The organism is Tenacibaculum sp. AHE14PA (assembly GCF_019278465.1).
Taxonomy (GTDB): Bacteria; Bacteroidota; Bacteroidia; order Flavobacteriales; family Flavobacteriaceae; genus Polaribacter; species Polaribacter bernardetii.
Map to the genome: position 1 here is coordinate 2,085,856 of NZ_CP058983.1, position 12,771 is coordinate 2,098,626.

At 31.2% G+C, this 12,771-nt stretch carries 8 protein-coding genes; 5 read left to right on the top strand and 3 right to left on the bottom strand.

Annotated elements, in window-relative coordinates; all coding sequences use genetic code 11:
• Positions 1-129: 129 nt before the first annotated feature.
• The 5 genes from H0I30_RS09670 to H0I30_RS09690 all read left to right on the top strand — a co-directional run bounded on the left by H0I30_RS09670 (position 130) and on the right by H0I30_RS09690 (position 9,606).
• A complete protein-coding gene (locus H0I30_RS09670) occupies positions 130-2,913 on the top strand; it encodes a TonB-dependent receptor (RefSeq protein ID WP_218771657.1) in 2,784 nt (927 codons plus the stop codon).
• A 12-nt stretch (positions 2,914-2,925) separates the two neighbouring features.
• Entirely contained in the window at positions 2,926-4,887 is a 1,962-nt protein-coding gene (locus tag H0I30_RS09675; protein ID WP_218771658.1) for a DUF5689 domain-containing protein, read from the top strand.
• 73 nt (positions 4,888-4,960) lie between these two features.
• Positions 4,961-5,845, top strand: a complete 885-nt coding sequence (locus tag H0I30_RS09680) for a metallophosphoesterase (RefSeq protein WP_218771659.1) — start codon at positions 4,961-4,963, stop codon at positions 5,843-5,845.
• 235 nt (positions 5,846-6,080) lie between these two features.
• On the top strand, positions 6,081-7,283 hold the full coding sequence (locus tag H0I30_RS09685; protein WP_218771660.1) for a porin: 1,203 nt from the start codon (positions 6,081-6,083) through the stop codon (positions 7,281-7,283).
• A gap of 73 nt (positions 7,284-7,356) precedes the next feature.
• Positions 7,357-9,606 (top strand): inorganic phosphate transporter, encoded by a 2,250-nt coding sequence (locus H0I30_RS09690; RefSeq protein ID WP_218771661.1) that lies wholly within the window; start codon positions 7,357-7,359, stop codon positions 9,604-9,606.
• 65 nt (positions 9,607-9,671) lie between these two features.
• On the opposite strand, the gene H0I30_RS09695 is transcribed toward H0I30_RS09690, so the two are convergent.
• From H0I30_RS09695 to H0I30_RS09705, 3 genes are read right to left on the bottom strand one after another with little or no spacing between them, the layout of a single operon-like run.
• Positions 9,672-10,538, bottom strand: coding sequence for an acyl-CoA thioesterase II (locus H0I30_RS09695; protein WP_218771662.1), 867 nt, complete (start codon positions 10,536-10,538; stop codon positions 9,672-9,674).
• A 14-nt stretch (positions 10,539-10,552) separates the two neighbouring features.
• The gene (locus tag H0I30_RS09700) at positions 10,553-11,743 is read right to left on the bottom strand and encodes a GNAT family N-acetyltransferase (protein ID WP_218771663.1); all 1,191 of its coding nucleotides are present in this window, start codon (positions 11,741-11,743) and stop codon (positions 10,553-10,555) included.
• A gap of 49 nt (positions 11,744-11,792) precedes the next feature.
• Positions 11,793-12,752: a hypothetical protein gene (locus H0I30_RS09705; RefSeq protein ID WP_218771664.1), complete on the bottom strand. Its 960-nt coding sequence runs from the start codon at positions 12,750-12,752 to the stop codon at positions 11,793-11,795.
• Positions 12,753-12,771: the final 19 nt, after the last annotated feature.

Below are 12,771 nucleotides of genomic sequence, written 5' to 3' on the forward strand. Positions count from 1 at the left end.
AAACAAATTCTATACCTAAAAATAGTATCCGAAGAAAAAAAAAACTAAATATTGATTTAAAATAAAAACACTAACTTTATATAAAATGCTAAAATAAAGATAGTTACCCTATTTTTTAACTAAAATTCTATGAAAAAAATCACAATAACAATGTTGTTGGTGCTTTGTAGTTTCTTTGCTATAAATGCTCAAAACAGTGTAAAAGGAACCATAATTAACAGTAACTCAGAAAAGCCCCTAAAAAACGTTTTAGTAAATGTAAAAGGAATTAATACTTATAACTCAACCAATGTTACTGGTGCTTTTTTATTAAATAACCTACCTGCAGGAAAGCAAGTTGTAATTGTTTCATTAAAAGGATTTGTAACTCAAAGTTTCCCTGTTAATCTGACTGGGTCTACCATCGATTTAGGCACTATATTAATGTATGAAGCTATTTCTGAATACCAAGACTTAAGTATTATTACACTTACTGATGATGAATTAAATGATGAATCTAACAGCGCTGATAATATTTCTGGATTATTACAATCCGCCAAAGACACGTATTTGCGTGCTGCAGCCTTTGAATGGAGTTCCTCCTTTTACAGAATTAAAGGACTGGATTCTGATAACGGAAAAATACTAATTAACGGAATTGAAATGAACAAGCTCTACAACGGTCGTCCACAATGGAGTAATTGGGATGGTTTAAATGACGCCTTAAGAAATCAGGAGTTTAGTAACGGTTTAGCTCCTTCTAATTTTACTTTTGGAGGCGTTTTAGGGTCTACAAATATGAATACACGTGCTTCAGAATATAGAAAAGGGGCAAGAGTATCCTACGCTTCATCTAACAGAAGTTACTCTCACCGTTTAATGGCGATGTATGCAACTGGACTCATAAAAAACGGTTGGGCGTTTACAGGTTCTGTAAGCAAAAGGTATGCCGATGAAGGTTTTACAGAAGGGGCTTCTTATAATGCATTCTCGATGTTTCTCTCTATAGAAAAACAACTTAACGAAAAACACAGCTTAAATATTACAGCTATTAAAGCTGAAAATAATAGAGGTAAATCTGCCGCAAATACCCAAGAAGTTTATGATATTAAGGGAATTAAATACAATCCTTATTGGGGGTATCAAAATGGAAAAATCAGAAATTCCCGTATAAAAAGAGTCGACGAACCCATAATTATGTTAAATCATTATTGGAATATAAGTGATAAAACTACTTTAAATACAGGTATTACTTATCAGTTTGGTAAAATAGGTAATAGTAGAATTGATTTTAATGGCGGTAGTGATCCTAGCCCAACTTATTACAGAAAATTGCCTAATTTTTTTCTAAACGATTCCTACGGTCCCGATTATGAAAATGCCTATAAAGCCTTAACCAATTTTCAAAACGACGGACAATTAAATTGGCTCGATTTATATATCGCTAATGAAAATAGAGGCGACAATGGTTTGTTTGTTTTATATGAAGATCGTAATGACGATAAACAAATAAGTATGAACACTATTTTAAATTCTCAGTTAACCGAAAACATTACTTTAAGTGGTAATTTAGAGTACAAAACATTGGCTTCAGAAAATTTTGCTAGTGTAATAGATTTATTGGGCGCTACTGGCTATTTAGATATTAATAAGTTTGGTAATCCGCTTGAAGATGATTTTCAAAACGATTTATTAAATCCTAATAGCATCGCAAAAAAAGGAGATAGATTTAAATATAACTACAAATTAACATCGAGTGTTTACGGTGGTTTTGGGCAATTATTATTTAAGTACAATAAAATAGATTACCACATTAGTGCTTCTGTAAATAACACCACACACCAAAGAGAAGGCCTCTATAAAAACGGAATTTTCCCTGGTGATGATTCTAATTCTGAAATACCTAATTCTTTTGGGAAATCTAAAAAATTATCATTTTTAGGTTATGGTGTTAAAGGAGGACTTACTTATAAAGTTACCGGTCGGCATTTAATCGATTTTAACGCAGGCTATATTAGCAAAGCGCCTTTTATTCGTAATTCTTTTGCCAACTCAAGATCTAACAACTTAACTGTTGCTGATGTAAGTAGCTTATTGAATGAAAAAATGATGTCTTTTGATGCTAGCTATATTTTAAGAACACCTTTTGTAATGGCAAAATTATCAGGGTATTTCACAAAAATACAAGATGCTACAGATATTGCTTTTTATTTTACGGGTGCAGACAACCTTTTTATCCAAGAAATTGTAACAGGAATCGCTAAAAAACACTTTGGTGCAGAATTAGGTATCGAAGCACAAGTATTATCAACATGTAAATTAAAAGCTGCAGCTAACGTCGGGCAATATACGTATGATAATAATCCTAATATATCATTGGCTTCAGAAATTAGTACCGAATCTAATAATGCTGGATTTGATGAAAGAGGAATAAAAGATTACGGCACAGCAAATCTTAAAAATTATAAAATAGCTTCAGGACCACAAACAGCCTATTCCTTTGGTTTTGAATATCGAGATCCTGATTATTGGTTTGTAAGTGTAACGGGAAATTATTTAGACAATGCTTATGTTGATCCTTCCCCTATAAAAAGAACAACTTCTTTTATTTCTGATGATGGCCAGCTTTTCCCAAATTTCGATCCCGATGTAGCGCGACAATTATTAACTCAAGAAAAATTTGATGGTTATTTCACCTTAAATGCTATTGGCGGTAAAACCTGGCGGATTGGCAAAAACAAATACATAGGCTTCTTTGCTAGTGCAAGTAATTTACTTAATAAAGAATATAAAACTGGAGGATACGAGCAAGGACGAACTGCTAATTACGGATTAGAAAGTGAAGATAACGCAAACGGAACTCCAAATTTTGGCAGTAAATATTGGTACGGTAGAGGTGCTACCTATTTCTTAAACGTTAATTATAGATTCTAAAAAACATTGAAAATGAAAAATATATTTAAATTCGGAGCAATACTTTTTATCTTCTTCTCTTTTTATGCATGTGTAGAAGATGGCGATTTTACGATCCCTACATTGGGATACGATAAAGAATATGCAACTATAAAACCGTTAACAGAAATTGCTGATTTATACCAAGGCAGCTTAGTTGATTTTGAAGAAGACATTACAACCTTCGGATATGTGGTTTCTAATGATAAAGAAGGTAACTTCTATAAAAGTATTATTATTCAGGACTCACCAGAAAATCCATCTATAGGATTTGAAGTTTTAATAGATGATTTTAACTTAAATGCAAGGTATACTGTAGGTAGAAAAATTTTTATCAAACTAAAAGGTTTGTTTTTAAATAGAAAGAACGGAGCTTATCAAATCGGCGCTGAAAACACTTTTCGAAATGGCGTTACGCAAATCGGGCCAAACGATTATGTTTATTTTATTGATAGGTCTTCTGAAATTGCAACTGTTATTCCAACCGAATTAAAAACAACTCAATTAACAGACGCACATATTAATACCTTAATAAAAATTAACAACCTACAATCAGAAACACAAGGATTAACCTACGCGAATTCTTCTAATACCGATCCTGTAGATAGAATTTTTACTAGCTGTGATTCTTTCGAAACAATAACGTTAACAACAAGTGGTTTTGCTGATTTTAAAGCGTTGCCTATTCCAAATAAAAAAGGAAGCATAACTGCTATTTTAAATAAATTAGAAAATGATTATCAACTATTTATTAGAGGTACAAATGATGTTGATTTAACAGAAGAATATGGCTGTTATCAAAATCCAACAGAAACATCTTTAACTGATATTAAAGCGTTGTTTACTGAAAGTGAAACTACGATTACTCAAAATTCAAAAATAAAAGTAATTGTTACTTCCGATCTTTCTAAAGGAAACATTTCTAATCAAAATGTTTTTGCTCAAGACAATTTGGCTGGCATATCGTTAAACTTTAGCGATACACACAATTTAAACTTAGGGGATGAAATAGAAATTGCAGTAGGCGGATTAAAACTAAATGAAAACAACGGATTACTACAATTAAACTTAGCTGCTTCAAATATATTAAACACAACAACTGGTACGTTACCTGCTCCAGAAATAGTTTCTCTTTCTCAAGCATTATCGGGCGACTATGAAAGTAAATTGGTGCAAATTGAAGACGTTCAGTTTAAAGATATTACAAAAGTGTATGTTGGTGCCAATACGTTAACCTCGGATTGTGCGAATGAACTAAAAATACTTCCCGTTAAACCAGAAGCTACATTTGCAAACAATCAAGTAAGCGATAAAAAAGGAACAATTACAGGTGTTATGACACAAGCAAACGGAATTTATCTTTACATTAGAGGCGAGACTGATGTATACTTTACTGAAACCTACGCTTGTTCTCCTACTGGCGGAGGTGGTTCTGGCAATGATTTGTTTTTTTCTGAATATGCAGAAGGTTCTAGTAATAATAAGTACATAGAAATATATAACGGAACTGGTGTATCGGTAGATTTATCTACATATAAAATTGAATTGTATGGTAACGGTTCTGTTACAGCCACTAGAAATTTAGCTTTAAGTACACTTCCAAATACAACTTTAGCTAACGGCGAAATATTGGTCATATATAATGCTAGCGCGAATGATGTTATTAAAAATGAAGGTGATTTTGCCTCTGGTGTTATTTTTTTTAATGGTGATGATGCTATTGCACTATTAAAAAATGATATGATAATAGATGTTGTTGGTAAAATTGGTGAAGATCCCGGAGTTGGTTGGGAAGTTGCAGGTACTACTGAAGCAACTAAAGATCATACCTTAATTAGAAAATCAGCCATTATAAAAGGAAATACCGATTGGACAGTAAGCGTAGGTACAAATACTTCTAATTCGGAATGGGAAGTTAAAGACAAAGATGATTTTTCATCCGTAGGAAATCGATAAATTATTTCTTTATGAAGAACCGAGTTTTATAAGCTCGGTTTTTTTACGCATATTTATCCTATAAATAGCATATATGTCGTCAAACAGTAGAATTACTAGGGCTTTTAATCAAGCTAAAAAACTACCTTTAAATCAGGATTCTAAATATATCTTATTTTCCGATTGCCATAGAGGAGACAATAGTTTTGCTGATGATTTTTCTCACAACCGCAAGGTGTTTCATTATGCTTTGTCACAGTATTTACAAAAAGACTTTACATATATCGAACTAGGTGATGGAGATGAATTATGGGAAAACAAATTTGTAAATATTTTTAACGCAAATAAAGACGTGTATCTTCTTTTAAAGCAATTTCATGATAAAAATCGACTACATTTAATATGGGGAAATCACGATATGGATTATCGAAACCAAAAAAAAGTATGTAAAAACTTAAATTACTATTATGATGTTACCGATGGTAAAGAAAAAGAGTTCATGATAAATATTTCTTTTTCTGAAGCGATTAAATTAGAGCAAGAAAACGGGAAATCTATTTTTCTTTTACACGGCCATCAAGCAGATTGGTTTAATTACACTTTTTGGAAATTAAGTAGGTTTTTAGTGAGAATTTTATGGCGTCCGTTACAACTAATAGGCATAGATGATCCAACAAGTCCTGCTCAAAATTTTAAAGAGTTTATAAAAGTCGAAAGCCGTCTTGAAAAGTGGATAAAAGCAAATAAAAATCAAATGATGGTTACAGGTCATACACATCGACCAAGGTTTCCTTCTGAAAACGAATTACCTCACTTTAATGATGGTAGCTGTGTGCATCCTCGCTGCATTACAGGTCTTGAAATACAAAGTAATGAAATTACTCTTATTAAATGGCACGTTGTTACAAAGGAAGATGGAACAATGCAAATTACTCGTACTATCTTAGAAGGACCAAAACCTCTGTCTTTATTTATTTAAGTTTATATAACAGTTTATTAAAACGTTCTTAATATTAAAATAAACATCAATGAATACTTTTGATAAATATTATCATGAGAAGTAAAGCCATTAGATAACTATTAGTTTTTGTCAACTATTTTATTAGGCTAACTACCTCTTTACGAGGTAGTTTTTCTAACTTAACATACTATTAACAATAAATTAACATTAGTGTTGGTTATTTGCAGCGACAAAAACTAATAAATAACAACTAATGAATCTTAAAACTGCACTTACAATTGTAAGTATGTCTGTGCTATGCTATACATACGCACAGCAAACAAATGCTCCTAAATTCGGTAAAGGATTATTTAACTTAGTAGGACAAGACAGTACTTGGGCTATGAATATTAGCGCTAGAATGCAATTTTTAGGTACTCACCAATGGGATTCTAATAGTGACGGGCTTTCTAACCCAGAAACTTCATTTTTAGTACGAAGAGCTCGTTTAAAATTTAGCGGTTTTGCGTATTCTCCTAAATTAAAATACAAATTAGAACTAGGCTTAACGAATAGAGATATTGGTGGTGCTTCAGAATTTACAAACAATGCTCCTAGGTATATTTTAGATGCCGTTATAAAATGGAATTTTCACGAAAACTTCGAATTATGGGTAGGGCAAACTAAACTACCAGGAAACAGAGAACGAGTAATTTCTTCAGGTAACCTTCAAATGGTAGATAGATCTTTATTGAATAGTAGATTTAATATCGATAGAGATATGGGCTTACAATTAAGACACCATTTTAATATATCTGATAATTTTATTGTTCGTGAAGCTTTATCAATTGCGCAAGGTGAAGGAAGAAATGTAACTACAGGAAATCTTGGAGGTCACGAATATACAGCCCGAATAGAATTTTTACCTTTTGGTAACTTTACAAGTAAGGGTGATTATAAGGGAAGTGATTTAAAAAAGGAACAAACACCAAAATTAGCCATTGGTACTAGTTATGATTTTAACAATAATGCTGTTAAAAACAGAAGTAATCAGGGTTCTTACATGAAAAATGATACTGGCTTTTATCAAACAAATATTACCACCCTTTTTGTAGACGCGATGTTTAAATATAAAGGATTTTCTTTTATGGTAGAATACGCATATAGAGATGCTAAAGACCCTATCGCAAAAAATTCTGATGGAACTTTAACAGGAGACGTTGTGCAAGTTGGTAACGGATTAAACCTACAAACAGGTTATTTATTAGGTAAAAGCTGGGAAGTTTCTGGCCGTTTTACAAACATCAACTTAGATAAAGAAATAACAAATAAATCAAGAGAAAATCAATACACTTTAGGATTATCAAAATACATTGTGGGGCATAAATTAAAAGTACAAACCGATGTAAGTTACTTAGAATTAGTTGGTGGCACTAATGAATTAATGTATCGTTTGCAAGTTGATATTCACTTTTAAAAAAAATAACGTAAACCTAACATGAACACTAGAATAGTGTTTGTAGATTTGCAAAAAATTAAAAAACAATAAAATGGGAGATCCATATATTTTAATGCTTGTTGCCTTAGCTATTTTAGCTGTTGTAGATTTAGTTGTTGGTGTTAGTAATGACGCTGTTAACTTCTTAAACTCGGCTATTGGTTCTAAAGCAATTAAGGTTAGAAACATTATGATTATTGCGAGTGTAGGTGTGTTCTTTGGAGCCATTACCTCTAGTGGAATGATGGAAGTTGCGCGTAAAGGTATTTTTAATCCAAATATGTTTATGTTTCAAGACATCATGTTCATATTTATGGCAGTAATGATTACTGATATTTTATTATTAGATATCTTTAACTCATTAGGTATGCCAACCTCTACCACAGTTTCAATTGTATTTGAATTATTAGGAGCTGCTGTTTGTATCTCTTTAATTAAGATCTCTTCTAGTGATACGCAATCAATTTCAGATATTTGGAATTACATCAATCATAAAAAAGCAATTCAAATTATAAACGGAATACTACTCTCTGTAGTCGTTGCGTTCTCTGTAGGTGCACTCGTTCAGTTTGTATCTAGATTAATTTATTCTTTTAATTTCGAAAAAAGAGCTACTTATATCAATGCTTTATTTGGTGGCTTTGCTATTACAGCAATTACATATTTTATTATTATAAAAGGAATGAAAGGAACTCCTTTTTATAAAGATATTAAACACTTAATTGAAGGAAATACATTATTAATTATTGCAGGTAGTTTTGTTGCTTGGAGTTTAATTTCTCAAGTATTAATAAGTGCTTTTAAAGTAAATGTTTTAAAATTAATTATTGGGGTTGGTACATTCTCTTTAGCAATGGCCTTTTCTGGTAACGATTTAGTAAATTTTGTTGGTGTACCAATTGCTGCATGGAATTCTTACCAAGCATGGGAAGTATCAGGTGTTTCTGCCGATGCTTTTTCTATGGGTATTTTAGCTAAAAAAGTACCTTCAAATGTTTATTTATTATTATTCGCAGGTGCTATTATGGTAGTTACCTTATGGACTTCTAGTAAAGCCCAGAACGTAATTAAAACAGGTATTGATTTATCTAGACAAGGTGAAGGACATGAAAAATTTCAACCAAATCCTTTATCTAGAATCGTAGTAAGAACTGCCATGGGAATTAATGTTGGTATTCGTAAAGTTTTCCCTGCAAAAACATTGGCTTTTGTAGATGCTAAGTTTCAGAAACCTGTAATTGAATTACCAAAAGACAAAACCTATGAAATGCCTGCTTTCGATTTAGTAAGAGCAGCCGTTAACTTAATTGTTGCTGGTATCTTAATATCTATTGCAACATCTATGAAATTGCCTTTATCAACAACTTATGTAACGTTTATGGTTGCTATGGGTACCTCTTTAGCAGATAGAGCTTGGGGACGTGAAAGCGCTGTTTATAGAGTAGCTGGTGTAATTAATGTTATTGGTGGATGGTTTTTAACTGCCTTAACGGCATTTTTAGCTTCTGCAGTAGTAGCTTACTTAATTAGCTTTAACATGGTTATGATTCCTGTTTTATTATTAGTGGTTGCACTTTTAATAGGAAGAAATACATTAATCCATAGAAAAAAATCAAAAGAAGTTAAAAAACAAATGCATTTCGAAAGAGCTGAATTAATTACGATTAATGGAGTAATTGAAGAAAGTGCAGATCATATTGCAGAAGTTGCAACGCGTGTAAATAAATTATACACAAGTGTTGTTAACGATTTAGCTAATCATGATTTAAATAAATTACGTAAAACAGATAAACACGTAGGAAAGTTAAATGATGAAATTGACGGCTTAAAAGATGGTGTTTTCTACTTTATTAAATCTTTAGATGATACTTCGGTACAAGCAAGTAGATTTTATATTTTAGTTTTAGGATACTTACAAGATGTAGCACAATCTATTAGTTATATATCTAGAGCAAGTTTTAAGCACGTAAATAACAATCATAAGAATTTAAAGAAAGGTCAGTTAAAAGATTTAAAACATATTGACAACACACTTTCTAAATTGTTAGATGATATTAGTAGTACTTTCGAAAACAGAAGTTTTGATAATTTAACACCTATTATTAACGAAAAGAAAGAGTTATTAAAAGATGTTGCTACTTCTATCGAAAAACAAGTTGCTCGTATTAGAACAGACGAAACAAGCCCTAAAAACACTACTTTATACTTTAGTGTACTAATTGAAACACAAGATTTAGTTTCGGCTCTTATGAGTTTACTAGAAACTTATGAAGAGTTTCATATAAGTAGTAAAAATGCGTAACATTACTTAACAAAACAAAACCCCAAGTGAAATTCACTTGGGGTTTTTTATTTATAATAATTAATTTACTTTTTCATTGGGCGCATTAATCCTTCTTGTGCTACTGAAGCTATTAACTTACCTTCTCTCGTATAAATATTACCACAAGCAAAGCCACGTGCACCAAAGGTATTCGGGCTCTCTATAGAGAATAACATCCAATCGTTAAAATCAAAATCACGGTAAAACCACATTGAGTGATCTAAACTTGCCATTTGAGTATTGCCAAAATTAGCAACGCTCGCATTTGGATTTAAACAGGCTGTTAAAATATTGTAATCAGATATATACGTAAGAATTTGCTGTTTTAACGCTAAAGATAAATCAACAGGATCACCTTTTAGTCGAAACCATACATCTACAAACGGTTGTACATCCTTTTTTTCTAAAGGGTTTACAATTTCAACAGGTTTAAACTCTATTGGTCGCTCCACACTTAAAAAAGCTTTTAACTTTTTAGGTAAAAAATCGCCAAACTGAACTAACATATCCGTCCAACTAAATAACTCTTCTGGTTGTTTTATATGCTTTTTAATAGGTATTTGATGCTCATGCCCTTCCTCTTCCTTATGAAAAGAACACGATAAAATAAAAATATTTTTATCATTTTGATGCGCCGTTACTCTACGCGTAGAAAAACTACCTCCGTCACGAATAACCTGTACATTATAGGTTATGGGCAAATCTAAATCTCCTGCTTCTAAAAAATAAGAATGTAGCGAATGTAAAATTCTATTGTTTGATATAGTTCTATAAGCTGCATTTAAAGATTGCGCTAAAACTTGGCCCCCAAATACATTCGGACTTCCAATATCTTTACTAACGCCGTTAAAGTTATTATTACCTAAATCTTCTAAGGTTAGTATATTTAATAATTCTTGAGTGTTTTTCATTATTACAAATTAACTTATGCTATTAATTTTTTATTTTTAAACGGATGTTTTTGTTTAAACTCTGATGGTTGAATTCGCTTTAAAAACAAACTTAAAATACGGTTTGGTATTGTCTTCTTATGGCGTAAATAAATAGTTAAATTCTCTGGATTGGCGCCAACCGAACTTTTTATTTCACTTGCTGTTCTTCCAAAGTTTATTGTTTTTACTTTCTTTTGTATCCCTAAAGCTATATAATCATATAACATACGCTGATATATTGCGTAATCTCTATTGTGTACATAATCTATACCTACAAAATGAGCATCTAACGATTCTTGATTAAAAATACCTGATAAAAAACCTACCAACTTATCTTCTAACCAATATGCTTTTAAAAAATAAGCATCCCCTAAATTATCTTTCAACGATTTATAGGTTTGTAAATTAAAATCCCCTAAATTAAAACTCGATTTTGCTGATACAGTTTTGTAAAGAGCTGTCATTTCTGGCAATAAATCTTTAAGTCTACTCGCTGTAATATTCTCTACCTGTAAGACTGCACTAAGCTTTAGAGCTTTTCTTGCTTTTACTCTAAACTTTGTTTTTAAAGCAGCTAAATAATCATCTAAACTATACCAATCACTCTCTAAATGTAACACCATATTAGGTTCTACATTAAATGAATTATAACCTTCTTCATAAAGTTTATTGGTTATGAATAATGATTCGTTTTCAAAATCTTTTAACATAAATGCATCTACATCATTTATCGAGTTCGATAAATCCACTACAGCTTTAGTAATTCTAGCTAAAATTAACTTCTTATTTTGATTTTTACTGATAAAAATTCCATGTTCGCCACTAACAAAAGTGTTTCCACAAGTAAGTACTTTAAACACTTTTTCTGGTGTTATAACTCGTAGTTTTCTTCCCAAACACTTTACCCATTCTACAACAGATTGCATTTCATTCTGAACACTATCTAAATAAAAATCGACTATTTGAATTGTTGCCAAAGCCACTGCTTCATCCTTCTCATTAAACAAAACGATATAAGAAAATTGTATCTTCGGATTATTTTGCTGCAGTGCTTCTAAATACTGCGGATGGAAATACAAATTATGTGTACAATTTAACTGTTGCCAAACATCATTTGATATTTCACTAACCGTATTAAAATATGTAACCTTTAAAGTATGTTTATTGCAAGATGAAAAAACCAAATTCCCTTTTATTTTGGGTCTAAATTACTAAAAGTTTATGTAAACGTAATTATACAACTCCGTTATTCCAAACTGGCACTTTTAATATTTTACTTATTTTCATCATATCACTTAAAATATACATCTTATCTCCATGGTTTAGTAAATTGAATCGATCTCCTTTATTTGTTATCAAATTTAACTCATATGAAAAATATCCGCTTGAAGAACTGCCTCCCGACGAAAACTTTTCTAATACCTGCAAAGCATATACTTGCTGATATTGCAAAGTTTCACCGCCAATAATAATTTTTCTTTTTCGAACATGTATAAATACTTTAGGAGAAAACACAAATAATAAAACCAATCCTATTAATAAAAAAGGTCCTCCAGAAGTAAAAAACAACTTTCCTCCTTTCATAAAAGTAAGTGGAATATCATAAACTTGATAGTATTCGTAAAATGAAATTACTACATAATTTAAGCCCATTAAGAAAAAACTCCAAGCAAATACTTTGGTTAACGAGCTAGCCGTTATTTTGTAACCTTGTGCTGTTTTTTTTAAAACTTCGCTTGCAAAATTACTCGCAGAATTCTCTAGAGCTCCCCAAGATATTTTTTGCCCAATTACATCAGTTGTTGGATCTTCAAAAACAAAATCTACTTGTTTATTTTTTGGTGAAGTTTTCTTTTTATTAGATATATAATTTGTTGCAACCATACCAACACCCATAAATACTAAAACAACAAGCATTCCACCTGTTTTATAGAACATAAATTTCTCACCACCATAAACCTTTGTATGAATTGGCACTGTGATTTCTAATTTTTGAAGTAAATGTTTCCCTTTTGAGCTTAGTTTTTCTGATTGCTTTAAAGAATCTAAAGTATGAATATCTTTTTGAAGTGTAATCTGGTGATTATTATATCGCTCATAGTTTTTTTCAATTTCTGGTATTACCACAAAAAACACAACACCGAAAGGAATTAATAGAAAAAGCCAGAAGCTTTTAAAAGGTAATTTTTTCATATTCTTTTTATTACAAATT

Excerpts from the sequence above, each read along its gene's own strand:
- H0I30_RS09670 (WP_218771657.1), top strand. The coding sequence starts at position 130 with ATGAAAAAAATCACAATAACAATGTTGTTGGTGCTTTGTAGTTTCTTT.
- H0I30_RS09675 (WP_218771658.1), top strand. The coding sequence starts at position 2,926 with ATGAAAAATATATTTAAATTCGGAGCAATACTTTTTATCTTCTTCTCT.
- H0I30_RS09680 (WP_218771659.1), top strand. The coding sequence starts at position 4,961 with ATGTCGTCAAACAGTAGAATTACTAGGGCTTTTAATCAAGCTAAAAAA.
- H0I30_RS09685 (WP_218771660.1), top strand. The coding sequence starts at position 6,081 with ATGAATCTTAAAACTGCACTTACAATTGTAAGTATGTCTGTGCTATGC.
- H0I30_RS09690 (WP_218771661.1), top strand. The coding sequence starts at position 7,357 with ATGGGAGATCCATATATTTTAATGCTTGTTGCCTTAGCTATTTTAGCT.
- H0I30_RS09695 (WP_218771662.1), bottom strand. The coding sequence starts at position 10,538 with ATGAAAAACACTCAAGAATTATTAAATATACTAACCTTAGAAGATTTA.
- H0I30_RS09705 (WP_218771664.1), bottom strand. The coding sequence starts at position 12,752 with ATGAAAAAATTACCTTTTAAAAGCTTCTGGCTTTTTCTATTAATTCCT.